Source organism: Actinomyces sp. zg296, assembly GCF_009829695.1.
GTDB lineage: Bacteria > Actinomycetota > Actinomycetes > Actinomycetales > Actinomycetaceae > Actinomyces > Actinomyces marmotae.
On the sequence record NZ_VWPG01000003.1, the window covers coordinates 195,318 to 219,065 of the forward strand.

Here is a 23,748-nt window from a genome sequence, read left to right on the forward strand (position 1 = left end):
CCGCGCTGAGCACCGCGCCCGAGGACGCGGCTCTCATGCCCGCCGACCGCGGCCCCGCCACCGGACCGCGGGGCCTGCTGGTGCGCCTGGGGCTCTACGACCGCCTGGCGCGGGCGGCCCGGTTCTCCCCCGCGCGGCTCGCCGTCGTCATCTTCGCCGCGATCATCGGCGCGGTCGCGGCCCTCCTCGCCCTGCCGATCTCGACGGCGTCGGGGCGCGCGCCCAGCCTCGTCGACTCACTGTTCACGGCGACGTCGGCGGTCTGCGTCACCGGCCTGACCACCGTGGACACCGCCACCTACTGGTCCACTTTCGGCCAGGCGGTCATCATCCTGGGCGCCGCCATCGGCGGCCTGGGCGTCATGACCCTGGCCTCACTGCTGTCCTTCGCCGTCAACCGGCACGTGGGCCTGACCCAGCGCATCCTCGCCGCCAGCGAGAACCAGTCCCGGCTGGGCGACGTCGCCGCGCTGCTGAGGGCCGTCATCATCACGGCGTTGGGGGCCGAGGTGATCCTCGCCATCGTGCTGCTCCCGCGGTTTCTCACGCTGGGGGAGCCCCTCCCCCGGGCGCTGTGGTACTCGGCGTTCATGTCCCTATCGATCTTCAACAACGCCGGATTCGTCATCATGCCCGAGGGGCTGGAGCCCTACGCCTCGGACTGGTGGATGGGACTGCCGATCGTGGTGGGCACCTTCGTCGGCGCGCTCGGCTTCCCCGTGGTGCTCGACATGGTCCGGCGCCGCCGGCGCCCGCGGCAGTGGACGCTGCACACCAAGCTCACCCTCGCCACCTACTCGCTGCTGACCGCCGGATCGGCGATCACGCTCACCGCCTTCGAGTGGGCCAATCCCCGCACGCTCGGGCCCATGCCCATCGGGAGCAAGATCCTCAACGGCCTGATCATGGGGGTGGACTCACGCTCCTCGGGACTCAGCCTCATCAACACCGACCACATGCGCGAGACCACCTGGTTCGTCCAGGACGCGCTCATGTTCATCGGCGGGGGCTCGGCGTCCACGGCCGGCGGCATCAAAGTGACCACCTTCGCGATCCTGCTCATGGCGATCGTCGCCGAGGCCCGGGGCGACGAGGACATCGAGATCTTCGGCCGACGGATCACCCCGCAGGCCGTGCGGCTGTCCGTGGCCGTGGCCTTCATCGGCTCGTGCGTGGTGGGCGTGGCCTCCGTGCTGCTGCTGGAGATCACGGGCCTGTCGCTGGATCGGGTGCTGTTCGAGGTGATCAGCGCCTTCGCCACGGTGGGGCTGTCCACGGGCATCACGCCGATCCTGCCGACGAGCGGGAAGTACGTCATCATCGTGCTCATGTTCGTGGGGCGCGCCGGGACCATGACGGCGGCCTCAGCCCTGGCCATGCGCGAGCGCAGGCGGGTCATCCGGATGCCCGAGGAGCGCCCCCTCATCGGCTGAACCGCTACCGTGGGGCGTGGGCGGGGCATCCCGCCGCCGATCTTCCTCAGGAGCAGACATGGCACCCGCCGCATCACGCACCGACTCAACCCTGGTCATCGGCCTGGGCCGATTCGGCTCAGCCGTGGCCGCCACCCTCGACCGCCTGGGCCGCGAGGTCCTGGCCGTGGAGAGCGACCCGGCCATCGTGCGCCAATGGAGCGGCCACATCCCCCTGGTCGAGGCCGACGCCACCGATGTCGAGGCCCTCGAGCAGTTGGGCGCCACCGAGTTCGGGACGGCCGTCGTCGGCGTCGCCTCCTCACTGGAGGCCTCCGTGCTCATCGCCGGCAACCTCGTCGACCTCGAGACACCCCAGATCTGGGCCAAGGCGATCTCCCGGGCGCACGGCCGCATCCTGCGCCGCATCGGCGCGCACCACGTGGTCTACCCCGAGTTCGACGCCGGGCAGCGCGCCGCGCACCTCGTGTCGGGCCGGATGCTCGACTACATCGAGATGGAGAAGGGCGGCTTCACGATCGTCAAGATGCGCCCGCCGGCCGAGCTGCACGGCTTCACCATCGGCGAGTCCCGCATCCGCTCCCGCTACGGGGTGACGGTCTTCGGCCTGATGAGCCCCGGCGAGTCCTTCGAGTACGCCCGCGCCGACACCCTGGTCTCCTCCGACGACGTGCTCGTGGTCGGCGGGGACGCCAACCTCCTGGAGCGCTTCGCCAACCGGGCCTGAGAGCGGGCGCCGGGGCGGGCGCCGCTCAGCGCTCCTCGCGCAGGGCGCAGGCCAGGGCGTGGGACTCTCCGACGGCCAGGGTCAGGAGGCCGTCGCCGGAGTTGAGGGCGTTGGGCGGGCAGGTCATCGGCTCCACGGCGATCGCGCGGCGGCCGAGGCCGTCGTCGGTGTAGACCTGCGCCCAGGGGGCGTCGGAGGACAGCACGACGGCGCCCCCCTCCCCTTCGACGCGCACCTGCCAGGCGCCCTCGGGAAGGCCGGTGAAGGCGTTGTCCACGCTCACGCCGGCCATCGGGCGCCCGGAGCGGAAGTCCCAGTCGGTGCCGGCCACGTCCACGAGGCCGTTGGGAACCATCCGCTCATCGGCGGTGAGGACCGCGGCGGCCGGGACCGTGAGGACGCAGTCGTCGGCGCCCGCGCCGCGCAGGAGGTAGGGGTGGAAGGCGGCGCCGTAGGGGGCGGGGAGGAGGGCGCCGTCGGAGAGCGGGGCGCCGACGACAGCCTCGGAGGGCCGCGCCGCGCCGACGCAGGTGGTGGTGAGCGTCATCGTGAGACCGGCCTCGGCGTCGAGCTCCCAGCGGCTGGAGAGCTCGAGGGCCCAGGGGTAGGCGTAGGAGGCGGGCAGCAGCACCTCAAGGGTGACGGAGTCCTCTGCGACCTCGGCCACCTGCCAGTCGAGCCAGCCGACCAGCCCGTGGAGGGCGGAGTCCGTCTCCGGCTCGTTGCGGGGCAGGAGGTAGTCAGTGCCCCCGTAGGCGTATGCGGCGCCGGCGGTCCGGTTGGGCCACGGGGCGAGGGTCTTGCCCTGCCAGCCCGGGGGGAGCTCGGAGGCGGCGTCGAAGGGGAGGACGAGGTCGCGGCCCCCACGGCGCGCGTGGACGAGGGTGGCCCCCGCGGTGGCGATGCGCGCGGCGTAATCGCCCGCCCGCAGGTCGATGAGCTCTCCGTTGATCATCGGTGTTCCTCCCTCGTATGCCGCCGCGCGTCGCCGCGCCGGTCGCCGCCCATCCTAGGCAATCCATCCCTCCCCCTGCTCCTCAAGGACCGATAGGCACCGCTCGCTGATCCGGCGGGCCAGCGCCTCGCTCATCTCGGGATGACCGCGCGAGGGCTCCGATCGCCGGGCTGGTCGGTGGACGCATCGACCCGCCCCGGTACGCGCCCGTACCGGGGCGGGCCATGGTCCAGCCGGGGGCTCAGGAAATCTGAGCGGCCTTGGCGGGGGCGGCCTTGGCGGCCTCAGCGACCACCGCCTCCAGGTCGAGGCCGATCCCGGCGGCGCCGTGGGCGCCGATGAGACCCTCGACGAAGGGAGCCGGGCTCAGGCGGGCGCGGGAGGCCGCCGCTGGACTGAGCCGCTCCAGGGCGGCCTCGGCGCTCATGATGGCGCTGCCAAGATCCGCGATGACGAGCACGCCCTGATTGCCCGGCTGGGCGGCCAGGCGCTCGATGGCGGCGGCGACGACCGCGGCATCGGTTCCGAGCCCTCCGTCCGCCAGGCCGGCGGCGATCTCGATCGGAGCGCTCACCGAGGCCATAAGCCCAGTGGCCAGGTCACGGGCGGCCTCGGCCAGGGCTCGGGAGTGCGAGACCAGGACGATACCGACGGTGCCGCCCCTCGTACCGGCTGCGCCCGTCATACCGGCGTCGGCTCCGCGCCCCTCCTCAGTGGTGGGAGCGGGCACCGGCCGCTCCACTGGCGCCCCGGGAGCACCGGTCGCACCGGTCGCACCGGTCGTCGCAGGCGCCGCGGCCTCTTGGGGCCGCGACACCTCGGCGGGCTCCTGCGCGGCCTGGGCCCCAGCCCCGGGAGCCTCGGCGGTCCCGGCGACGACGTCGGCCAGGGCCCCCAGGATGATCGCGGTCGAGGCGGCGCCCGGATCGATGTGCCCCTGCGAGCGCTCGCCCAGGTAGGAGGCGCGGCCCTTCGTGGCGATCATCGGCTTGGTGGCCTGGCGGCCCTCGGCAGCGGCGCGCGCGGCGGCGGCCGTCCCCGCGGCCAGGTCCTCGCCGTGGGCGCGCAGGGCCTCCAGGGCGGGGTACCAGGCGTCGAGCATGGTCTTCTCCCCAGCGCCCGCCTTGCCGCGGGCCACGATGCCGGCGACTCCGGCGTCGATGGCCTCCGAGAGTTCGGTGGCGCCGAGCTCGGTGACGCCTGCCTGGGAGGCGCCCATGCGCATGAAGAAAGTGCCGTACAGGGGGCCGGAGGCCCCGCCGACCGAGGAGACGAGCGTCATGCCGGTCTTCTTCAGCAGCGCGTCGGCGGTGGCGAGCACCGGGGCGCCGTCGGCCCCGTTCGCCGTGTCGATGGCCTTGACGACGGCGGCCATGCCCCGCCGCATGTTGGCGCCGTGGTCGGCGTCGCCGATGGCGGCGTCGAGCTCGGTGAGCTCATCGGCGCGCTCGGCGATGCGCGCCGCGGCCACGCGCAGCCAGGACTTCAGATCCTCCACCGTCAGCCGGGACGGCGGGGCAGCGGGCGCGGCCGAGGATTCGGCGGGAGCGGCGCTCATGCGCCCATCCTCAGACCGGGGGTGACGGCGGGGGCGTCCCACAGGCGCAGCATCTCGTCGGTGGCGCGCACGAGGGTGAGCGAGCATCCGGCCATGTCGAGGCTGGTGATGTAGTCGCCCACGAGGCTGCGGGCCACGGTGATGCCGGCGGCATCGAGGAGTTTCGCGACCTCGCCGTACATGAGGTAGAGCTCGAGCAGGGGCGTGGCTCCCATGCCGTTGAGGAAGGCGATGACGCCCCGGTCCTCGCCGTCGGCGGCGGGTAGCTCAGCGAGGATCGGCTCGACGAGCCTCTTGGCGATCTCGGCGGCGGGCGCGATGGGAGCGCGGTGGCGGCCGGGCTCCCCGTGGATGCCGATGCCGATCTCCATCTCGTTGTCGGGAAGATCGAAGGAGGGCTTGCCGTTGGCGGGGACGGTGCAGGAGGTCAGGGCCATGCCCATGGAGCGGCCCGCGGCGTTGACCGCTCCGGCGATGCGGGCGACCTCCTCCAGCGGCTGGCCCTCCTCGGCAGCCGCGCCGGCGATCTTCTCCACCAGGACGGTCACGCCCACGCCGCGCCGCCCAGCGGTGTAGAGCGAGTCCTCGACGGCGACGTCGTCGTTGGTGACGACGGTGGCGACCTTGATGCCGGACTCCACGTCCACGATCTCGGCGGCCATCTCGAAGTTCATGACGTCGCCGGTGTAGTTCTTGACGATGTGCAGGACCCCTGCGCCGCGGTCGACCTCGGTGGTGGCGGCGACGATCTGGTCGGGAACGGGGGAGGTGAAGATCTCTCCCGCGCAGGCGGCGTCGAGCATCCCGGTGCCGACGAAGCCCCCATGGAGGGGCTCGTGGCCGCTGCCGCCCCCGGAGACGAGCGCGACCTTGCCCTCGGCCTTCGGGGTGGCGCGGTAGACCACGCGGTGCTCGGGATCCACCCGGAGCTCACCCGGGTGGGCGGCGGCCATTCCGGCCAGGGCTTCGGGGACAACGGCGTCGATGGCGTTGATGAGTTTCTTCATGCCGCCGACGCTACTCGCCCCGGGCCCGGCGCGCAGGCGGATCGGCGGGATCCCGCGCCGCGCTCGGCGGGGGCGGGCTTGGCACTGCACCGATGTGCACGCAGCCCGGTGAGATCCCCTCCGCACCAGTGTGACAATCGGGAGCCGTCAGGGAAACCACCGAATCAGCATGTGAGCAGGTCGGGACGGCTGTCGCGGAGCACCGCCCGGCCCTCCGGCCCGCGATCCCAGTGAGGAGAAACCGTCATGTCAGCATCTTCGTCAACCGCCCCATCCCCCGCCGGCCGGATCGTCCTGGCCGAGTTGGATGAGGAGCTGCGCTCCGCCGTCGCCGCCACCCGGGAGCGGGTGGCCGCCCTGCACGCCGAGCTGCCCCGATGGGGCCTCGTGGTGTGGACGGCGGGCAACGTCTCCGAGAGGGTGGTCGTGGATCGCGGCAACGGGCCGGAGAAGACGGACCTGTTCGTCATCAAGCCCTCGGGCGTCACCTACGACCAGCTCTCGCCCGAGACGATGGTCGTGTGCTCCCTGGATGGGACCAAGATCGACGACGGCACGCCCGCCTCGCTCGCGCCATCGTCGGACACGGCCGCGCACGCCTACGTCTACCGGCACATGGAGCACGTGGGCGGGGTGGTGCACACGCACTCAACGTACGCGACGGCGTGGGCGGCCAGGCGCGAACCGATCCCCTGCGTGCTGACGATGATGGCCGACGAGTTCGGCGGCGAGATCCCGGTGGGGCCCTTCGCGCTCATCGGGGATGACTCGATCGGCCGGGGCATCGTGGAGACGCTGTCGGGATCGCGCTCGCCGGCGGTGCTCATGGCCAACCACGGCCCCTTCACTATCGGCGCCGATGGGCGGGCGGCGGTCAAGGCCGCCGCGATGTGCGAGGAGGTGGCGCGCACCGTTCACATCGCGCGCGACGGCGGCACCCCGATCCCGATCGACCAGGCGGCCATCGACAGCCTCAACGACCGCTACCAGAACGTCTACGGACAGCACTAACCCACCCATCACCCCCTCTTATATCCGAGACCGGTCGAAATGACGAGCGAGACCGGTCGAAATGACGAGCGAGACCGGTCGAAATGACGAACGAAACCGGTCGGGAGCGCTCCAAGCGGAGTTCCCGACCGGTTTCGTTCTTGTTTTCGACCGGTCTCGCTCTTATTTTCGACCAGTCTCGACGGGGGGGGGAGGGGTCAGATGTCGTCGAGGGAGGCGCCCTTGGTCTCGGTGGCGAACATGTAGGTCACCCCGCCGAGCACGAGCAGCACGGCGAAGATGAGGAAGGGCACGAAGACGACGTCGGTGCTAGTGGGCTTGTCCCCGCCGATGAGGGCGCCCACGAGGTAGGGCCCCGCCACCTTCGCGATCGCGCCGATGCCGTAGCCGAGCCCCAGGCCGGTGGAGCGCGCGGAGGTCGGGAACTGCTCGCCGCCGAAGGCGTTGAGGATCCCGAAGGCGCCGTCGCCGAAGGTCATGATGATGAGGATCCCGATGAAGAACACCCAGCCGGCGGTCCCCGCGGTGCTCGCGGCGCCGTCGTCGACCATCGTCGTGGACAGCGCGGCGATGAGCGCGCCGATGCCGCCGATGACGCCACAGCCGAGCATGGTCAGGCGCCGCCCGATGCGGTCGGAGATCCAAGCCGAGCCCAGGCGCCCCAGGAGGTCGCCGAGCGAGACGAGGATGAACAGCGTGGCCACCATGCCGCCGTCGAACTTGAAGGACTGCCCGAGCAGCGTCTGCCCCCAGGACTGCACGGTGAACGACCCCAGGATGAAGCAGAAGGAGCCCAGCGACACCACGAGCAGTTGACGCGGGTAGCGCTTGAGGATGGTGGAGTACGCCACCGAGGTCTCCTGGGGGATCTCCGGCAGGGAGGCCACCTGCTCCACGGGGATCTCCATCGCCCAGGCGTAGGCCTCCCGCGCCTCGGCCTCACGGCCGTGAGTCTGGTAGAAGCGCGGCGACTCGGGCACCACCCGGGTCCAGGCGAGCAGGACGATGGGAACGCAGCCCACCGCGATGAGGCCACGCCAGCCCAGGTCGTCCCCGAAGTACTTCGTGACCAGGCTGCCCAGCAGGATCCCGGCGGGGATGAACACGCTCGTCAGGCCGGACAGGAGTCCGCGCTGCTTGGCGGGGACGAACTCCTGGACGTAGGGCACGGAGGTGATGTTGAGGCCGCCGACGCCGAACCCCACGCCGGTGCGCAGGATGGCCAGGATGATCCAGCCGTTGACGGGGGTGAGCGCCGAGGCCGCCGTGAACACGACGAGCACGATGATGCACCAGATGAAGGCCTGCTTGCGGCCGATCCTGTCGGCCAGGCGCCCCCAGATGATCGAGCCGAGGACCGTGCCGAGTCCCGCCCCGGCCAGGATGATGCCGGACTGTATCCCTGTCAGGCTCCAGCCCGGGGCGCTGGAGAGCATGTTGATGATGAAGCCGATGAGGAACAGGTCGAAGAACTCCGACACGTTGCCCACGATGGCCATCGAGATGAGGGACTTCTGATGGCCGGTGAGGCGGTGGTTGTCGATCTGCTCCGCGGCGGTCGCGCCGCGCGGAGGGGTAAGAGTCGATGCGCTCATCATTGAACCTATCTATACCTTGCTGAACCGATGTGTGTGCTGGCCCGCCTCAGCGGACGATGTCGGAGCCGCCTAGCAGGGCGAGCTCACCGGGGCGCACATGCGTGAGGTCGCCGTGATGGGTGAGGGCCAGCTGAGCGACCCGCGTGCCCATCTCGATGCCGGCGACGACGTCGCCGTCGAGCCAGCCGTGGAGGGTGCCGGCCACGAAGGAGTCACCCGCCCCCGGGCGGTCGATGACGGTGACGGGCTTGATGTCGAAGACCTTCTCGTCGCTCTCGGAGGAGAGGTAGGTGCCGGCTCGCCCGTCAGTGGAGACCACGATGGGCGCGCCCATGGCCTCACGCAGGTTGTGGCAGGCCTGGATGCCCTCGCCGTCGATGCCGAACACGATGCCGGCATCGGTGCGCGAGCAGAAGAGGATCGAGGACACCCTCGCGATGGGCTCGAGGACCTCGCGGGCCTGCTCGCCGCTCCACAGCAGGGAGCGGAAGTTGACGTCGAGGGCGATGTCGACGCCGCGCTCACGGGCGGCGTCGGCGAAGTAGCGCACGACGCCGGCGGTCTCGGGGGTGAGCGCCGCGGTGATCCCGGTGAGGAAGACGACGCGGGTGTCGAGCAGGGAGTCCCAGTCGAAGTCGGCGGGAGTGATCGAGCGGAAGGGCGTGTGCTGCCGGTCGTAGGTGACCTTCCCTGGCAGGGGGAACTCGCCGGGCTCAAGGAAGTAGAGCGCCACCCTCCCCTCGTCGGTGAGCACCACGTGGCTCATGTCGACGCCGACGGCGGAGTACTCCAGGGCGATGCGGTCGGCGAGCTCGCCCTTGGGCAGCTTGGAGGCCCAGGTGGTGGAGCGGCCGAGCTCGGAGAGCAGGCCGGCCACGTTGGCCTCCGAGCCGGCGGCGGTCATGCGCAGGGTGCGGGCGGTGATGAGCCGGTCTCCCCGCTCGCAGGTGAGGCGGATCTGCCCCTCACCGATCGTGGATAGGTCATAGGTCATGGCGAACTCCTTCGTTCTCCGGGCTGGGCCGGGTCCGGCCCGGGTGGTGCGGTGGTACGGATCGTGCGAGTGGTGGGGTCGTGCGGCGCTGGCCGCGGGCGGGCAGGGACTGGTTGACGGCGGGCATCACGGCCCACGGGGTGATCAGGGGGACTCGGGACCGACGATGGCGATGCCCGCCGCGCGCGCCCGCTCCTCGATGAAGGACCGGGCGGCCACGCATCTGGCAACAGAATCGGGGGCATCATCGTTCCACATCTCGATCATGAGGCGCCCGGCCCAGCCCTGGTCGGCCAGGAGGGAGAAGGAGAGGTCCCAGTCGACGATCCCGGTTCCCATCTCCACGCGGCGCGGCTCGCCCCGGCGCACGTCCTTGGCGTGCATGGCCACCATGTGGCCGCGCCCCGCGGGGATCTCGACGCGCGGGTCGAGGCCCTGCTCGGCGATGTTGCCGAGGTCCGGGTAGACCTGGAGGAAGGGGGAATCGATCTCCTCCACGAGCTCCATGGCGCGGGTGATGGAGGTGACGCCGACGCCGTCGACGTTCTCGATGCCCATGACCACCCCGAGCCGGGCGGCCAGGGGGACGGACTCGACGAGGAGATCGGCGTACCAGCGCGCCGAGTCCGGCCCGGGCTCCTCGTAGAAGCAGTAGTAGCCGGCGATCTGGAGGACCGGGGCGCCCACCTCGTGGCAGGCGTGCAGGCCCTGGGCCATGACCTCGCGGGCGCGCTGGCGCGTGGCGGGGTCCGCCGAGCCCGGCGCGATGCGCCGGTGGATGGATAGGCAGATCCCGCCGATCATCACTCCGGCGTCCTCGGCCGCGCGGCGCACGGCGCGCCACTGCTCGGGGGACCAGTCCAGGCGGGCCTCCCTCTCGGGGGACTCATCGATGGACAGGTCCAGGAACGAGAACCCGCCCTGCGCCACCTGGGCGAGGAAGTCCCGCCACTGCGGGGGCGTGACGGGGGCGGGCCCGCGCAGGGCCTTCTCGTAGATCCCCAGGCTGAGGCCTTCGGCCAGGGGATCGTCGGCCCGGGGCGAGCCGTTGGGCCGCGTGGCGCTGGAGCCACTGGCCGAGGACGCCGACCCCGCCAGGACACTCGCGCTCACGGCCACACCTCCTCGATGGCCCGCTTGAGCTCGGCCGCCGCGGCGGCAGGGTCGGCGGCGGACACGATGGAGCGCCCGGCGATGACGATGCCGACCGGGTGGCCGGCGAAGGCCGACAGGTCGGCGGGGGTGACCCCACCGGTGATCGTCACGGTGAATCCCATGCCCGCGAGCTCGTCGACGCGCCCCAGGTCCTCGGGCTTCCAGGACAGGTCCCCGGCGGCCTCGCGGTCCCGGGAGCGCTTGACGATGACGTGCTGGACCCCGGCCTCCCGCCAGGCGCGGGCGCGGTCGGCGTCGTACCACTCGTCGGCGAGCTCGACCTGGACCTCGCCGTCGAACTCGGCGGCGACGGCGCAGACCTGCTCGATCGTGGCCATGGAGGCCCCCGCGACGCAACTGACCAGTGAGGCCCCCGCCTCGAAAGCCATGCGGGCGATCTTGGAGCCGGCCTCCGCGATGCGCACGTCGGCGAGGATCTCCTTGTCCGGGAACAGGGCCCGCACGGCCCTCACGGCGTGGAATCCCTCGGCGAGGACGAGGATGGTGCCGCACTCGATGACGTCGACGTGGGGGGCCGCCTTCTGAAGCGGCCCGAGCGCGCTGGGAAGGTCGAAGGTGTCCAGGGCGATCTGCAGCCCGGGCGAAGGTGACATGATCCTCTTCCCCCGTTCAGCCGGCGAGGGGCTCGAAGGCGAAGAAGGTCGCCGCGTTGTTCACCAGGAGGTCCTGGACGTAGGCGGGGTCGACCCCTTCGTCGTCGATGAGGCGCGGGCAGAAGACGGCCGGGTCGTAGTCGATGCCGGAGACCGAGCCGTAGGCCTTCTGGTACGAGGCCTTGCCGGAGTCGGTGCCCAGCAGGATCTGCTTGCCGTAGCCCTTGTCCCCCAGGGTCTTGATGATGTTGACGCGGGCATTGTCCGGCACGTACTTGATGCGGTTGGTGCCGTCGAGCTCCACGTAGGCGCCGAGGGAGGTGATCTGCTCGTGGATCCAGGGGTCCCAGTTGCGCTGGATGTGGCCGATGGCGATCTTCTCGGGCGCCACGCCGTGCTCGATGAGGAAGCGCGCCTGCTCGGGGCCGCAGGTGCCGGCGGTGACATGCGTGTTGATGGGGGCGCCGGTCTCCTTGGAGGCGATGGCGACGGCCTGGCCGGTCTTGACCTCCCAGTCGGTGATCTTGCCGTAGGCGGTGGCCCACTTGATGCAGCCGGCCTTGATGTCCGTGCGCTTGACCAGCGGCCCCATGTAGTCGTTGGCGTCGACGCCCTCGACGATGTCGGCGATGAGCAGGTCGGCGATCTCGGTGACGGTGTACTGGTTGACCCAGGACTGACGCCATTCCAGGTAGACCTTCTGCTGGTGGAAGCCGGTGGCCTGGATGACCTGGAGGTCGGGGACCCGGTCGACGACGTCGCGCAGCTTCAGGACGCCGCGCCCCGAGGAGGCGGGGCACATGTCCACGATGGTGCCGGAAGTGGCGAAGCGCTTGGAGGCGTCCACGAAGTACGTGGCCTCCTCGACAGCCTTGTCCTCGTCGATGAGGAGGTGGTCGGGGTCGATGTAGACCTCGCCGGCGCCGACGCGGATGAGGTGGTCGTGGGCGTTGACGACGCCGAGGGTGGAGGCGTCGACATCACCGTGGATGGTGCGGACGATGCTCATGCGGGTTCTCCTTCGAACGGACCGCGCCCGATGCGCGGATGGCATGGACGAGCCTAGGAGTCGGCCAGTGAGGATCACGCCCCAGCGGTGCACATAGGTTCACGACCTCTGACGCGCTCTCGGGCCGGCGCGTCCTAGAATCGCAGCACGCGCCTTGGAAACGCCGCCCACCCACACCCCTGACGAGTCGAGAAGGAACAGATGTGCGCTGCAACTAGTCGATCCCGACTGTCCCTGCTGCTCGACGTCGCCCGCCTGTACTGGGAGGACGGGCTCGACCAGGCGGCGGTCGCCTCCCGCCTGGGCTACTCGCGCCCCACGGTCTCCCGGATGCTCGCCGAGGCCCGGCGCGAGGGGGTCGTCACGATCACGGTCGCCCATCCGATCGAGCGCCTCATGGGGCTTGAGGAGGAACTGACGCGGGTCTTCGGCCTCAAGCAGGCCCGGGTCTGCGAGGCGCGCCCCCCGGGGGAACAGGGCGTCAGCGCGGAGCTGGCGCGCTCGGCCGGGCAGCTCCTGCTGGAGCACGTGGGACGGCGCTGCGTCGTCGCCGTTTCCAATGGGCGCGCCGTCGGGGCGGTGGCGCATCACCTGCCGGAGCAGATCTGGCCGGACTCGATGGTGGTGGCGATGGTGGGCAGCGCCGGCGAGTCCTTCAACCTGGAGGACGGCCCCAATATCTCCCGTTCCATGGCCCTGCGCCTGGGCGGGCACTACCGCAATCTCACCGTGCCGCTCGTCTTCGACTCCCTGGCCATGGCCACGGGCATGCGCCAGGAGGAGCAGGTCTCGACGACGATCGAGCTCGCCGCCCGCTCGGACGCGGCGCTGACCGGCATCGGCGCCGTCGGCGATGGGCTGGGGGTGAGCCCCCTGCTGCGGCGGTGGATGACGCCGGAGGTCATCGCCGAGTGCCGGGCCAAGGGCGTCGTCGCCCATATCTGCGGGCATCACCTCGACGCCAACGGCCGCCATGTGCATACCGCGATCTGCGAGCGCACCCTGTGCCTGGGACTGGAGCGCCTGGCGGGAATCCCGCTGGTCATCGGGGTCGCGGCGGGAGCCGATAAGACGACGGCGATCCTGGCGGCCCTGCGCAGCGGCTACCTCTCCGCGCTGGCCACGGATGAGCCCACCGCCCGCGCCGTTCTCGCCCCGGAGACCGCGAGGCGCTGAGCCCTTACGCCGACCGGTGCGATTCGCGCCCACTGGAGCGGGCGGCCCGCACCTGTCGGGGCGGGGAGCGCCTGTCGGGGCGCAAGGCGCCTGTCGGCGCGGGGAGCGCGGCCCGGGCAACTCCCCGCGGCTCAGAAGCAGGCGAGGGGGCCGTGAGGGCCCTCGATGACGGTGATGTCGGTGCCGAAGACCTTCGAGAGGACCGCGGGGTCCATGACCTCGGCCGGGGTGCCGAAGAAGGCGACGCCGCCGTCCTTGATGGCGCAGATGCGGTCCGCGTAGCGGGCGGCGATGTTGATGTCGTGCAGGACGATGAGGATCGTGCGGCCGAGTTCCGTGGCGGCGTGGCGCAGGTGCGTCATCATCTCCACGCTGTGGGCGATGTCGAGGTTGTTCAGCGGCTCGTCGAGGAGCACGTACTCGGTCTCCTGGGTGAGGACCATGGCCACGTATGCGCGCTGGCGCTGGCCGCCGGAGAGTTGGTCGAGGTGGCGCGACTCCAGGTCGGTCAGGCCGAGGAAATCGATGTAGCGGCTGATGACGCGCTCGTCGTCGGCGGTCAGGCGCCCATGGCTGTGGGGGAATCGCCCGAAGCCCACGAGCTGGCGGACGGTGAGGCGGGAGATGAAGTGGTTCTCCTGGCGCAGGATGGACAGGATCTTGGCCATCTCGGCGGACCTCGTGGTGGTCACGTCCTTGCCGGCCACGGTGATGGCGCCCTCGTCGATGCCCAGCAGTCGGCCGATCATCGTCAAGAGCGTGGACTTGCCCGCGCCATTGGGGCCGATGAAGGCGGTCATGCCCCCGGCGGGTATCTCTAGGCTCACCGGCCCGATGGAGACCTCGGAGGAGTAGGCCTTGCGGACACCGGACAGGTCGATCATGGTGTCTCCTTCATCCGGGGGCTCACAGCCGACCCCGGCGCAGTAGGACGATGAGGAAGAGGGCCCCGCCGACGAACTCGATGATGATCGATACGACCCCCTGGGCGGAGAAGACGTTCCTCATGAGGAAGTAGGCGCCGCACAGGGTGAGCATGGCCAGGCTGACGGCCATGGGGAAGACGTAGCGGTGGTCGTAGGTCGGCGAGAGCTGGTAGGCGAGGGTCGCCACGAGGAAGCCGAGGAAGGTCATGGGGCCGACGAGGGCGGTCGAGGTGGCCATGAGCACGGAGATGAGCACGAGGACGGCCAGGGAGATCCTGGCATGGCCGACGCCGAGGCTCGTCGTGGTGTCGCGCCCCAGAGCGAGGACGTTGAGGCGCTTGGACAAGGCGTACAAGAGCGCCGCCGCCCCCAGGACGAGAGGGATCGCCACCGGGTAGTAGTCGGGGTCGGCGTTGTTGACGGAGCCGAAGAGCCGGGCCGTGAGCACGTCGAACTCGCTGGGGGTGAGCAGGCGCTGCATGAAGGTGGACAGGCTCCCCAGGCCCGCGCCGATGATGATGCCCACCAGCAGCATGGGGTACAGGCCCTTGACCGAGCCCAGGAGCAGCCAGGAGTAGAGCATGAGGCTGAGCCCGATCATGAGGGCCAGTTGGAGCAGGAACATGCTCGTGGTTCGGGCGGCGTTGAGGCCCGCGACGCCGAACAGGAAGATCGTCGTGGTGTGGATCGCCCGGTAGAGCGATTCGAATCCGAGGATCGAGGGGGTCAGGATCCGGTTGCCGGTGACGGTCTGGAAGGAGACGGTGGCCATGGCCTGGCACAGCGCGACCACCGCCATGGCGATAACCGCGTCCATGCGGCGGTCGACGATCCTCCAGAACCCGCGAGAGCCGACGACCGCGGGGTTGCCGTAGAGGACGAGGCCGACGACGCAGGCCGCCGCCAGTGCTGTGATGCCGAGGAAGAGGAGCCACCAGCGGCGCCGGTCGGCCCGCGAGGCGAAGGCGCCGGAGCGCCGCTCTTGGGTCGCGCTCATACGGTCCCCCTCCTCACCTGGCCGATGATGAGGCCGATGAAGACCGCGGCGCCGAGGAGCCCGAGGATGACGGCCACCGGCACCTCGAAGGGGGCGATGATCGTGCGCGCCACGAGGTCGCACACGGTGACGATGCCGACGCCCAGCAGGCAGACCCAGGGCAGGTTCGAGCGCAGGTCGTCACCTCGCCGCATCGACACGATGTTGGGGACGATGAGGCCCAGGAAGGGCAGAGAGCCGACGACGACCGTCACCACCCCTGTGGCGATGGCGATGAGGCCGGTGCCGATCATGACGGCGCGCCGGTAGTCCAGGCCGATCGTCGTCGCCACGTCCTCGCCCAGGCCGGCCGCGGTGAGCCTGTCGGCGTAGATGAACACGGCGAGGACGACGGCCAGCACGATCCACAGCACCTCGTACTGGCCGCGGTAGACCGAGGTGAAGGAGCCCTGGAACCAGACGCCCAGGGCCTGCAGGGCGTCGGCCTCGAGGGCAATGAAGGTGGACACCGCGCTGACCACGGCGCCGAGCATGATGCCCACGATGGGCACGAGCAGGGAGGATCGCAGGCTGATTCGGCGCAGGATGAGGAAGAAGATCATCGTGCCGACGAAGGCGGCCGTCACCGCCCCGACCATGCGCGTGAGCACCGTGGCGTTCGGCAGGAGGATCGTGACCCCCAGGAGCCCCAATCCCGCCCACTCCGTGGTGCCCGTGGTGGTGGGCTCCACGAAGCGGTTCTGGGTGAGGGCCTGCATGACGAGCCCCGACATGGCCATCGCCGCGCCAGAGAGCACGAGGGCGACCGTGCGCGGGACGCGCACATCCAGGAACAGCCGGGCGCCGTCGGCCCCGCGGAGGATGGAGTACTCGCCGGTGGCCAGGCTCGCGGCGAGCAGGGCGAGGACGACGGCGAGGCCGATGAGTTGGCCGCGCCCGAGCAGTGGGGGGCGGGTCGCCCGACCGGCGCCCGGTGCCAGCGCCACTCAGGAGGCCTTGCCCGAGAAGGCGTCGGCGATGGAGTTGACGATCTCGGTGTAGGTGATGATCGACTCGTTGGTGTAGGTGTCCGCGGGGGCGTAGACGATCTGCCCCTTGCTCACCGCGGTGACGCTCTGCAGCGCGGCATTGCCGGCGATGACGTCCTTGGCCGGGACGTAGGCGGGGTCGTTCGCCTTGATCGCCGCGTCGCGGTCGAGGACGAGGATCCAGTCGGGGTTGGCCTCAGCGATGGCCTCCACGGAGATGTCATCGCCCTGGTGGTCATTGGTGGCACCCGGGACCTCGAGGGCGGGGGTGAGCCCCAGCAGGTTGAAGACCGGGCCCCAGGTGCGCCCCTTGCCGGGGCCGACGTACCCGATGTTGCCCCCGGAGACGTTGACGGCCATGACCTTGTGAGAGGCGTCGTAAGCGCCCTTGGCCCTCTCGATGGCGGAGCGGAAGTCGGCGATGAGCTTGTCCGCCTCGGCGGTCTTGTTGAAGATCCGCCCGAGCGCGCTCACCTCGCGGCCGAGTTCGGCGTCCAGGGGCTGGCCCTCGCGGGGCTCCAGGTCGATGACGGCGGCCTCGGGGTTGTCCTTGACGACGCGGTCGTAGTGCTGGGTGAAGCGCTGGCCGATGATGATGAGGTCGGGCGCGGCGGCGATCAGGGCGTCGAAGTCGGGCTCGCGGTGGTTGCCGAGGTCGACGACGTCGCTGCCGGAGTAGGCGGTGATGGTCGACGGGATGATCTTCTTGGGAACCGCGGCGAGCGTGACGCCCCAGTTGGCGAGGACCTCGAAGGTGCGGTTGTCGGTGGACACGACGGTCGCCGGCGGCAGGCTGACCTTCACCGTGCCGTGGTTGTCCTCGATGCTGACCGAACTGGGCGCCGCCGAGCCATCCGCGGCGGAGGCACTACTGGCGGCCTGCGAGCCGCTCTCCTTCTTAGAGCCACAGGCGGCCAGAGCGGCTGCCAGGCCAAGCGCGCCGGCCCCGGTCAGGGCTCCACGGCGGGTGAGCAGATACGGTGCGGCGAGGTGTCGGCGAGGGGCCACGGGAGATCCTTCTCAGTAGAAATCAGCGGTAAGCGGAGGCCAGCGGTGCGCGGCAGAGAAATAATGCCTGAGGGAACCGGGTTTTAAAAGGTGAGGCTTACCTCAGCCTCTCCATCGCGACAGGGCTTGACTGGACCGCCCCCACATGCGAATCGGCATCGGAGCGAGTCCCGGGGCGTCCACCATTCGTGTCAGAGCCCCTGGATACTCTCGGGGCATGCCGAGCAACACCGCTTCCTCCGTCAAGGCGCCCAAGCCCTCTTACCGCTGCTCCGAGTGCGGTTGGTCGAGCCCCAAGTGGCTGGGCCAGTGCCGGGAGTGCCGCGCCTGGGGGACCCTGGAGGAGGTCGCGGGCGCGCTCGGGGGCTCCGGGGTAACGCGGGCGGTGCCGGCGGCGCGCCCCTCCTCCCCCGCCCGCCCCATCGGGCAGGTCAGCGCGGAGGCGGCCCGGGCCCGCCCCACCGGGGTGGGAGAACTGGACCGGGTGCTCGGCGGCGGGATCGTGCCGGGCGCCGTGGTCCTCCTGGCAGGCGAGCCCGGGGTCGGCAAGTCCACCCTCCTGCTCGACGTCGCCGCCAAGGCGGCCACCGTCGCCCGGCAGCGCGGCGAGGGGCCCGTCCTCTACGTCACCGGCGAGGAATCCGCCTCCCAGGTGCGCCTGCGCGCCGAGCGCATCGAGGCCATCGATGATGCCCTGCTCCTCGCGGCGGAGACGGAGCTGGGCGCGCTGCTGGGCCATGTGGAGGAGGCCTCCCCCTCGCTGCTCGTCGTCGACTCGGTGCAGACCATCGCCTCGGCCGCCGTCGATGGCTCGGCGGGCGGGGTGACGCAGGTGCGGGCCGTGGCCGGCGCCCTTATCGCGGTGGCCAAGGAGCGGGGGATCCCCGTGCTCCTCGTCGGCCACGTGACGAAGGACGGCGGCATCGCCGGTCCCCGCGTCCTGGAGCACCTGGTGGACGTCGTCACCCAGTTCGAGGGGGACCGCCACGCCCGCCTGCGGCTCCTGCGGGCGGTGAAGAACCGCTACGGGCCCACTGATGAGGTCGGCTGCTTCGACCTCGGCGAGCGCGGCATCGTGGGGCTGGCCGACCCCTCCGGGCTCTTCCTATCGGCCGCCCGATCCGAGGTGCCGGGCACCTGCGCCACCGTCACCTTGGAGGGGCGCCGGCCCATGCCCGTGGAGATCCAGGCCCTCGTGGCCGCCACCGGAGCCGGGTCGCCGCGCCGCACCACCTCCGGCGTCGATCACGCGCGGGTCGCCATGGGCCTGGCCGTGCTGGCCGCCCGGCTCAAGGTGGACGCCAGCGGCTCGGATGTCTACGTCTCGACTGTCGGCGGGGCGCGCGCCGTCGAGCCGGCCACGGACCTGGCGGTGGCGATCGCCATCGTCTCCGCGGCCCAGGGCGTACCCACGCCACCGGGGCTCGTGGCCTTCGGGGAGGTGGGGCTGACCGGGGAGGTGAGGGCCACCGTCGGCATCCAGCGGCGCCTGGCGGAGGCGGCGCGCCTCGGCTTCGACCGCGCGCTGGTCCCCCTGGCCGGCTCCCAGGAGCTGCGGGAGGTGCCCGGCATGCGGGTGCTGCCGGTGAGCCATGTGGGCGAGGCCGTCGGCGCGGCGCTCCCCCGCGGCTGAGGCCGGCCCATCCGCGCGGGGCGGGGAAGACGGGCGGCGATGATCCGGGAAGGCAACAACTCGGCGTCGGAACCCGTGGTCTTCAACACCTTGCCGAGGCGGGCCGCCACCCGGCCACTACGATTGCCGAGGATCAGCCACGACAGCGCCACTCACCCATTGAGCGAGCGCCCGACCAGGAGCACTGATGAGTGACACGAGCAGTCTCATGCGTGAGACCCTCTCCCTCGTCGCCCCCGGCACCGAGTTGCGCGACGGCTTGGAGCGCGTCCTGCGCGGCCGCACCGGCGCGATCATCGTCATCGGCTACGACGAGACGGTCGAGGAGATCTCCTCGGGAGGCTTCCAGATCGACGCCGAGCTCTCCGCGGCCCGGCTGCGCGAGTTGTCGAAGATGGACGGCGCCGTCGTCATCGACTCCACCGCCACCCGCATCCGCCGCGCCAACGTCCAGCTCCTGCCCAGCGCCTCGATCGAGACCGCGGAGGCGGGCATGCGGCACCGCACCGCCGAGCGCGTGGCCCGCCAGACCGGCTACCCGGTCATCTCGGTGAGCCAGTCGATGCAGATCATCTCCCTGTACATCGATGGCAAGCGCCGCGTCATCGAGCCCAGCGAGTCGATCCTGGCCCGCGCCAACCAGGCCCTGGCCACCCTCGAGCGCTACACGACGCGCCTGTCCCAGACCACCTCCGGGCTCAACACCCTGGAGATCGAGGACATCGTCTCCGTCCGCGACGTCACCAGCGTCCTGCAACTGCTTGAGATGGTGCGGCGCATCGCCTCGGATATCGAGGGCTACGTCCTCGAGCTCGGCACCGACGGCCGCCTGCTCGATCTGCAACTCGAGGAGCTCACGCGAGGCCTGATGGCCGAGCGGGACTTCCTCCTGGCGGACTACCTGCCCGACAGCCTCGAGGTCGCCACCGTGGACGCGCGACTGAAGTGGGTGGGTTCTCCCGCGCTGCTCGACCTGGCCATGGTGGCCCGCTCCATGGGCCTGGGCGGCCCGGACGGCCAGGAGCTCGACGCCGCCATCTCCCCACGGGGCCTGCGCCTGCTGTCCAAGATCCCGCGGCTGCCGCTGGTGGCGATCCGCGCCGTCGTCGACCACTGGGGGTCCCTGCAGGGGATCCTCGGGGCGTCGAGCGAGGAGATCGAGGCCGTCGAGGGCATCGGGCCGCGCCGCGCCCGCACCCTGCGCGATGGCCTGAGCCGCCTCGCCGAGGTCTCCCTCAACGAGCGCTGAGGCGCGGCGCTCGCGAGCGGCCGCGTCACTTGACGACGAACACCCTCTCGTCGCCAAGATTGGCGTCGCCCAGGCGCAGTTGGAGCTTGTAGACCCCGGTGGTGGCGACGTCCCCGTCGGACTGGGCGGGGGCCAGGGGCGAGGCCGACGGCGTCGGAGTGGCGGCGGGGTCGGCGCTGGCGCTGGGAGCGGCGCCCTGGGAAGCGCTCGGGTCCACGGCGGGATCCTGGGAGGGCGTCGCGCTGGGTGATTCCGAGGCAGTGGTGGTGGGCGTCGCCATGGTCCCGGTGGCGGTCGCCGTCGGGGCGGCGGGGACGCACTTGGACCCACTGCGCCGCCCGTCCCAGGTGATGGTGGCGGAGGCCGAGGCACCGGGCTTGACGAGGAGCAGGCGGCTGCCGGCCGACGGCGAGCAGGTGTCCGATGCCCACACCGGGTTTCCCCCGGAGGTGATCCGGGCGCCCAGCGACTGGCCGCCCAGATCGAGGAGGCAGGCGTCGGCGCCGTTGTTCGTCGCAGTGACCTCGACGCTCATGCCCGCGCCGGGGGCGACTTCCTCGGGGGCTCTGACCGACACGCCAAGGGCGTCCGCTGCGCAGGCCCGCGGGGCGGGGTAGGGGGTGACCGTCCGCTCGGCGGCCTGCTGGCGGTCCTGCTCACGAATCTGGTCCCGGACGGCGTAGGCGGCCTGGACGATGCCCACGACAAGCGCCAGCAGGAGGAGGACGACAGCGCCCAGCAGGCTGAGCCGGCGCAGCCAGTAGCGGGGCTGGGGCGGAGGCACGGGGCGCTGGCCGCGGGCCCCGCGCGGGCCCCGTGGGACTCCCCCGCCATTGACCGCTGCGCGCCCGGCGCCGCCCCGGGGGCTCGCACCGGAGCGCCGCCCGGAGGCCCTGACCGCGGAGGCCCCGGCCGAGGAGGAGCGGGCCGCGGAGGAGCGGGCCGCGCCCGCCGTTCGCGCGCCCGCGGCTCTTGGGCCGGCGGATCGCGGGCCGGCGGATCGCGAGGAAGAGGCGCGAGGTGAGGAGAGGCCGGGGGCCTTGCGGTCCTGGGAACGGGAGGCGAGGGAGGCGAGTAGCCCCCTCACCGCGCCCATGGCGCCCGCGCGCGGATGGCGCTGGGTGCTCAGGGCGTCGGCCGCGCGGTCCAAGCGCCCTTTGCGCGCTCCCTGACCGGGCGACGGAGCGGAGCGGTGGCCCTTGGCGCGCCCCGTGGCAGCGCTCATTCGCTGGGAGGAGGCTGCCCGACGGCGCTTGGGAGCAGAGCCGGACCCGGCGCGCGCGCCCCCTCCGCTCATGGCTGAGCGGGCCTGCTGCCCCGAGGAGGATCCCCGCGACGGGGATGACGAGCCGGGTGCGCGCCCGCTTCCGGCCCCTCGGCCTGAAGAACGCGCCGAGCCCGCGGGGCGCGGTCGGCCGCTCTTCCGGCCCTTGGCAGCGCCACCGCTGCCTCCACCGCCCCCTCCGCGTCCCTGTGCCATGCGGCCGACTGTACCGCCCGGATCCTGCCCCGCCCGAGAGCACCCCGCCCAGTCGGCCGCGTGTCCCGAATCCTGCCCCGCCCGAGAGCACCCCGCCCAGTCGGCCGCGTATCCCGAATCCTGCCCCGCCCGAGAGCACCCCACCCGAGAGCACCCCACCCAGTCGGCCGCCTGTCCCAGCCCCCTCGCACGCCGACCGGGCACCCCAAGACTCGCTCCACCGCGCCAGGGTCGGCTGCTCTTGCGCGCTTGTCGGGTCATGTCCTTCGGCGCGGCGCTCTTCACCCGGCCCGTCACGGGGTGGGCATCGACGGCGTCGTTGGTGGGCGGGCGAGCCGGAACGCCCAGGCCCCTGGATGGGGATCGGCGTCCCGGTCCTCCCCGAGGTGAGTCCCGCGTCTTGAGCAGCACTAGGAGCTCTTGAGAAGCACCTGACCGTTTTGGGCAGCGCTGGGACGTTGAAAGCAGCGCTCCCCGCGATGCTCCCAACGTCCCAGCGCCGCCCACGACCGCCCAGCGCAGCTCAAGACCGCCCAGCACCGCCAAAAACCGCCCAGCGCTACTTAATGCCCACAACCGCCCAGCGCAGTTCGAGACCGCCCAGCGCGGCCCACAACCACCCAGCGCAGCTCAAGACCGCCCAGCGCTGCCCAGGCCGCCACCTGCCGCTCCACCCCTGGCCACTCGAACGGCTCGGGCCGTACCCATGACCGCCCAGTTTCGGCATGTTGATCTCACTGGTATCGCGACAAGAACCCGCAGTCGGACCGCTGCGGGGCGCAGGGGGACGAACATGGATCCCCACGATGCCCGCTGAACGCCCTCACCGCGGAGGCGCGGAAATTGCCACCGCGCAACAGCACGCGTCCCACGCAGCGGGAAAGCCGGGCGGACACAACGACGGCGACTCCCGCGACGAAACGCGGCCCACGCAGCGGGGAAGGCCGGACGCGTTCGAAACTCCCGGAGTTGTTCAGGGCACGCGGCCCACGCAGCGGGAAAGGCCGGTTCCTCACCCGCCTCGCCCCGCTCACGGCAGGCGATAGCTGGCGCCGGCGTCGTCGGTGGCGATGAGGCCATCGGCCAGGAGGCCCGCCAGTGCTCGGCCGGGCTGCCCGGCATCGGCGCTCCCCCGCCTGGCCGCGCGCGCGGCGGCGGCGAGCAGCACCTCGGCGACGACGCCTCGCCCCTCGGGCGCCTCCCGCAGGACCGCCATGACCAGGCCCCGCGCCTGGCGGTCCGTGCCCGCCCAGGCCTGGGTCCGACGCCGCCCCGCATGCGCGTCGCCGGGACGCCCCGCGGCGAGCCAGGCGCAGCGCTGGCTCCAGGGGCAGGCCCCGCAATCGGGCTCACGCGCCACGCACACCAGCGCCCCCAGCTCCATGACGGCCACGGACCACTGGGCCGCCGTCGCATCGTCATGAGGCAGGAGGCGCTCGGCGCGATCGCGCTCAGCGCGGCCCAGATGAGGGGCCGGCAGCGCCTCCCCGCCGGCACTGCGGGCCAGGACCCGGCGCACGTTCGTGTCCAGGGCGAGGGCGCGGCGCCCATACGCGAAGGCCATCACGGCTCCGGCCGTGTACTCCCCCACGCCGGGCAGGGCCAGGAGGAGGTCGCGCTGGGCGGGCAGCGCGCCGTCGTGCTCGGCGACGACGGCGTCGGCGCATTCCTTCAAGCGCAGCGCCCGGCGGGGGTAGCCCAGGCGGCCCCAGACCCGCAGGACGTCAGCGGTGGGGGCGGCGGCGAGCTCGGCGGGCCCCGGCCAGCGGCGCTGCCACTCCTGCCAGGCCGGGATCACTCGGGCGACGGGGGTCTGCTGGCTCATGACCTCGCTGACGAGAATCGCCCAGGGCGATGTTCCGGGACGGCGCCAGGGCAGGTCGCGGGCGTGGTGGCGGTACCAGGCGATGATCTCTGAGGCGGCGTCCTCTCCCCCAGTGACCCCGCCAGGGCAGCCAGCGCTGCCGGTGGAGCCGGTGGAGCCGGTGGAGCCAGCGCTATCGGCGCTGCCCATGGGGCTCCCGGCGCCATCTGGGGCCTGGGCGATCCCGCGGCTCAGGGTGCCCGATCCTCTTGCTCCATCCACGCGTGCCTCCTGGGCCCGCATCGTAGCGGCCCAGCGGCCATGAGCCGGGCGTCAGGGCCCGCGGGACGGGGCTGCCCGCGCAGCGGGGTTGCCCGGGCGCCAGG

General features: G+C 71.7%; 20 protein-coding genes and 1 pseudogene. 6 read left to right on the forward strand and 15 right to left on the reverse strand.

Annotated elements, in window-relative coordinates; translation table 11 throughout:
- The first annotated feature begins 35 nt into the window (after positions 1 to 35).
- Both GVV76_RS03160 and GVV76_RS03165 read left to right on the forward strand, forming a co-directional pair.
- Positions 36 to 1,433 (forward strand): TrkH family potassium uptake protein, encoded by a 1,398-nt coding sequence (locus GVV76_RS03160; protein WP_413227731.1) that lies wholly within the window; start codon positions 36 to 38, stop codon positions 1,431 to 1,433.
- A gap of 58 nt (positions 1,434 to 1,491) precedes the next feature.
- Positions 1,492 to 2,160, forward strand: coding sequence for a potassium channel family protein (locus tag GVV76_RS03165; RefSeq protein ID WP_159522223.1), 669 nt, complete (start codon positions 1,492 to 1,494; stop codon positions 2,158 to 2,160).
- Between the two features lie 25 nt (positions 2,161 to 2,185).
- Here GVV76_RS03165 and GVV76_RS03170 read toward each other — a convergent pair whose 3' ends face one another.
- The 4 genes and pseudogenes from GVV76_RS03170 to dhaK form a co-directional block, all read right to left on the reverse strand.
- Positions 2,186 to 3,115 (reverse strand): aldose 1-epimerase family protein, encoded by a 930-nt coding sequence (locus GVV76_RS03170; RefSeq protein ID WP_159522221.1) that lies wholly within the window; start codon positions 3,113 to 3,115, stop codon positions 2,186 to 2,188.
- A 241-nt stretch (positions 3,116 to 3,356) separates the two neighbouring features.
- Positions 3,357 to 3,800, reverse strand: a complete 444-nt coding sequence (locus GVV76_RS10190) for a PTS-dependent dihydroxyacetone kinase phosphotransferase subunit DhaM (protein WP_175994139.1) — start codon at positions 3,798 to 3,800, stop codon at positions 3,357 to 3,359.
- Positions 3,801 to 3,977: 177 nt separating this feature from the next.
- A pseudogene (gene dhaL / locus GVV76_RS10195) lies at positions 3,978 to 4,673 on the reverse strand (dihydroxyacetone kinase subunit DhaL); the annotation flags it as partial.
- A complete protein-coding gene (gene dhaK / locus GVV76_RS03180; RefSeq protein ID WP_159624904.1) occupies positions 4,670 to 5,680 on the reverse strand; it encodes a dihydroxyacetone kinase subunit DhaK in 1,011 nt (336 codons plus the stop codon). The pseudogene dhaL and the gene dhaK, both read right to left, overlap by 4 nt.
- Positions 5,681 to 5,926: 246 nt before the next feature.
- Between dhaK and GVV76_RS03185 the strand changes: the two genes are divergently transcribed.
- On the forward strand, positions 5,927 to 6,691 hold the full coding sequence (locus GVV76_RS03185; protein WP_159624906.1) for an L-ribulose-5-phosphate 4-epimerase: 765 nt from the start codon (positions 5,927 to 5,929) through the stop codon (positions 6,689 to 6,691).
- A 197-nt stretch (positions 6,692 to 6,888) separates the two neighbouring features.
- On the opposite strand, the gene GVV76_RS03190 is transcribed toward GVV76_RS03185, so the two are convergent.
- The 5 genes from GVV76_RS03190 to GVV76_RS03210 all read right to left on the reverse strand — a co-directional run bounded on the left by GVV76_RS03190 (position 6,889) and on the right by GVV76_RS03210 (position 12,061).
- Positions 6,889 to 8,286 carry an MFS transporter gene (locus GVV76_RS03190; protein WP_159522213.1) on the reverse strand — a complete coding sequence of 466 codons (1,398 nt, stop codon included), beginning with the start codon at positions 8,284 to 8,286 and terminating at the stop codon, positions 6,889 to 6,891.
- Positions 8,287 to 8,335: 49 nt separating this feature from the next.
- Entirely contained in the window at positions 8,336 to 9,283 is a 948-nt protein-coding gene (locus GVV76_RS03195; protein ID WP_159624908.1) for a sugar kinase, read from the reverse strand.
- A 144-nt stretch (positions 9,284 to 9,427) separates the two neighbouring features.
- Positions 9,428 to 10,396, reverse strand: coding sequence for an L-ribulose-5-phosphate 3-epimerase (locus tag GVV76_RS03200; protein ID WP_236263180.1), 969 nt, complete (start codon positions 10,394 to 10,396; stop codon positions 9,428 to 9,430).
- Positions 10,393 to 11,052, reverse strand: a complete 660-nt coding sequence (locus GVV76_RS03205; protein WP_159522209.1) for an orotidine 5'-phosphate decarboxylase / HUMPS family protein — start codon at positions 11,050 to 11,052, stop codon at positions 10,393 to 10,395. Before GVV76_RS03205 ends, GVV76_RS03200 begins: the two co-directional genes overlap by 4 nt.
- Before the next feature lie 16 nt (positions 11,053 to 11,068).
- The gene (locus GVV76_RS03210) at positions 11,069 to 12,061 is read right to left on the reverse strand and encodes a phosphotriesterase family protein (RefSeq protein WP_159522207.1); all 993 of its coding nucleotides are present in this window, start codon (positions 12,059 to 12,061) and stop codon (positions 11,069 to 11,071) included.
- A 201-nt stretch (positions 12,062 to 12,262) separates the two neighbouring features.
- On the opposite strand from GVV76_RS03210, the gene GVV76_RS03215 reads away from it, so the two are divergent.
- A complete protein-coding gene (locus GVV76_RS03215) occupies positions 12,263 to 13,237 on the forward strand; it encodes a sugar-binding transcriptional regulator (protein ID WP_159624910.1) in 975 nt (324 codons plus the stop codon).
- A 131-nt stretch (positions 13,238 to 13,368) separates the two neighbouring features.
- On the opposite strand, the gene GVV76_RS03220 is transcribed toward GVV76_RS03215, so the two are convergent.
- From GVV76_RS03220 to GVV76_RS03235, 4 genes are read right to left on the reverse strand one after another with little or no spacing between them, the layout of a single operon-like run.
- Complete coding sequence (locus GVV76_RS03220; RefSeq protein WP_159522203.1) at positions 13,369 to 14,121, reverse strand: iron ABC transporter ATP-binding protein; 753 nt, start codon at positions 14,119 to 14,121, stop codon at positions 13,369 to 13,371.
- 22 nt (positions 14,122 to 14,143) lie between these two features.
- Positions 14,144 to 15,160, reverse strand: a complete 1,017-nt coding sequence (locus GVV76_RS03225) for an iron chelate uptake ABC transporter family permease subunit (protein WP_159522201.1) — start codon at positions 15,158 to 15,160, stop codon at positions 14,144 to 14,146.
- Positions 15,157 to 16,104, reverse strand: coding sequence for an ABC transporter permease (locus GVV76_RS03230; RefSeq protein WP_235904930.1), 948 nt, complete (start codon positions 16,102 to 16,104; stop codon positions 15,157 to 15,159). Before GVV76_RS03230 ends, GVV76_RS03225 begins: the two co-directional genes overlap by 4 nt.
- A 42-nt stretch (positions 16,105 to 16,146) precedes the next feature.
- A complete protein-coding gene (locus tag GVV76_RS03235; RefSeq protein ID WP_236263182.1) occupies positions 16,147 to 17,196 on the reverse strand; it encodes a siderophore ABC transporter substrate-binding protein in 1,050 nt (349 codons plus the stop codon).
- A 217-nt stretch (positions 17,197 to 17,413) separates the two neighbouring features.
- On the opposite strand from GVV76_RS03235, the gene radA reads away from it, so the two are divergent.
- Both radA and disA read left to right on the forward strand, forming a co-directional pair.
- On the forward strand, positions 17,414 to 18,829 hold the full coding sequence (gene radA / locus GVV76_RS03240) for a DNA repair protein RadA (protein WP_159624912.1): 1,416 nt from the start codon (positions 17,414 to 17,416) through the stop codon (positions 18,827 to 18,829).
- A 187-nt stretch (positions 18,830 to 19,016) separates the two neighbouring features.
- Entirely contained in the window at positions 19,017 to 20,078 is a 1,062-nt protein-coding gene (gene disA / locus GVV76_RS03245; RefSeq protein ID WP_159522195.1) for a DNA integrity scanning diadenylate cyclase DisA, read from the forward strand.
- 25 nt (positions 20,079 to 20,103) lie between these two features.
- On the opposite strand, the gene GVV76_RS03250 is transcribed toward disA, so the two are convergent.
- Both GVV76_RS03250 and GVV76_RS03255 read right to left on the reverse strand, forming a co-directional pair.
- Positions 20,104 to 21,303 (reverse strand): hypothetical protein, encoded by a 1,200-nt coding sequence (locus tag GVV76_RS03250; RefSeq protein ID WP_159624914.1) that lies wholly within the window; start codon positions 21,301 to 21,303, stop codon positions 20,104 to 20,106.
- A 1,285-nt stretch (positions 21,304 to 22,588) separates the two neighbouring features.
- Positions 22,589 to 23,644 (reverse strand): A/G-specific adenine glycosylase, encoded by a 1,056-nt coding sequence (locus GVV76_RS03255; RefSeq protein ID WP_236263183.1) that lies wholly within the window; start codon positions 23,642 to 23,644, stop codon positions 22,589 to 22,591.
- Positions 23,645 to 23,748: the final 104 nt, after the last annotated feature.

Bases quoted from the DNA above. Each gene is read 5' to 3' on its own strand.
- GVV76_RS03250 (WP_159624914.1), bottom strand. From the start codon at position 21,303: ATGAGCGCTGCCACGGGGCGCGCCAAGGGCCACCGCTCCGCTCCGTCG.
- GVV76_RS03160 (WP_413227731.1), top strand. From the start codon at position 36: ATGCCCGCCGACCGCGGCCCCGCCACCGGACCGCGGGGCCTGCTGGTG.
- GVV76_RS03185 (WP_159624906.1), top strand. From the start codon at position 5,927: ATGTCAGCATCTTCGTCAACCGCCCCATCCCCCGCCGGCCGGATCGTC.
- GVV76_RS03195 (WP_159624908.1), bottom strand. From the start codon at position 9,283: ATGACCTATGACCTATCCACGATCGGTGAGGGGCAGATCCGCCTCACC.
- GVV76_RS03210 (WP_159522207.1), bottom strand. From the start codon at position 12,061: ATGAGCATCGTCCGCACCATCCACGGTGATGTCGACGCCTCCACCCTC.
- GVV76_RS03190 (WP_159522213.1), bottom strand. From the start codon at position 8,286: ATGAGCGCATCGACTCTTACCCCTCCGCGCGGCGCGACCGCCGCGGAG.
- GVV76_RS03205 (WP_159522209.1), bottom strand. From the start codon at position 11,052: ATGTCACCTTCGCCCGGGCTGCAGATCGCCCTGGACACCTTCGACCTT.
- GVV76_RS03165 (WP_159522223.1), top strand. From the start codon at position 1,492: ATGGCACCCGCCGCATCACGCACCGACTCAACCCTGGTCATCGGCCTG.
- radA (WP_159624912.1), top strand. From the start codon at position 17,414: ATGCCGAGCAACACCGCTTCCTCCGTCAAGGCGCCCAAGCCCTCTTAC.
- GVV76_RS10190 (WP_175994139.1), bottom strand. From the start codon at position 3,800: ATGACGGGCGCAGCCGGTACGAGGGGCGGCACCGTCGGTATCGTCCTG.
- GVV76_RS03225 (WP_159522201.1), bottom strand. From the start codon at position 15,160: ATGAGCGCGACCCAAGAGCGGCGCTCCGGCGCCTTCGCCTCGCGGGCC.
- disA (WP_159522195.1), top strand. From the start codon at position 19,017: ATGAGTGACACGAGCAGTCTCATGCGTGAGACCCTCTCCCTCGTCGCC.
- dhaK (WP_159624904.1), bottom strand. From the start codon at position 5,680: ATGAAGAAACTCATCAACGCCATCGACGCCGTTGTCCCCGAAGCCCTG.
- GVV76_RS03215 (WP_159624910.1), top strand. From the start codon at position 12,263: ATGTGCGCTGCAACTAGTCGATCCCGACTGTCCCTGCTGCTCGACGTC.
- GVV76_RS03220 (WP_159522203.1), bottom strand. From the start codon at position 14,121: ATGATCGACCTGTCCGGTGTCCGCAAGGCCTACTCCTCCGAGGTCTCC.
- GVV76_RS03170 (WP_159522221.1), bottom strand. From the start codon at position 3,115: ATGATCAACGGAGAGCTCATCGACCTGCGGGCGGGCGATTACGCCGCG.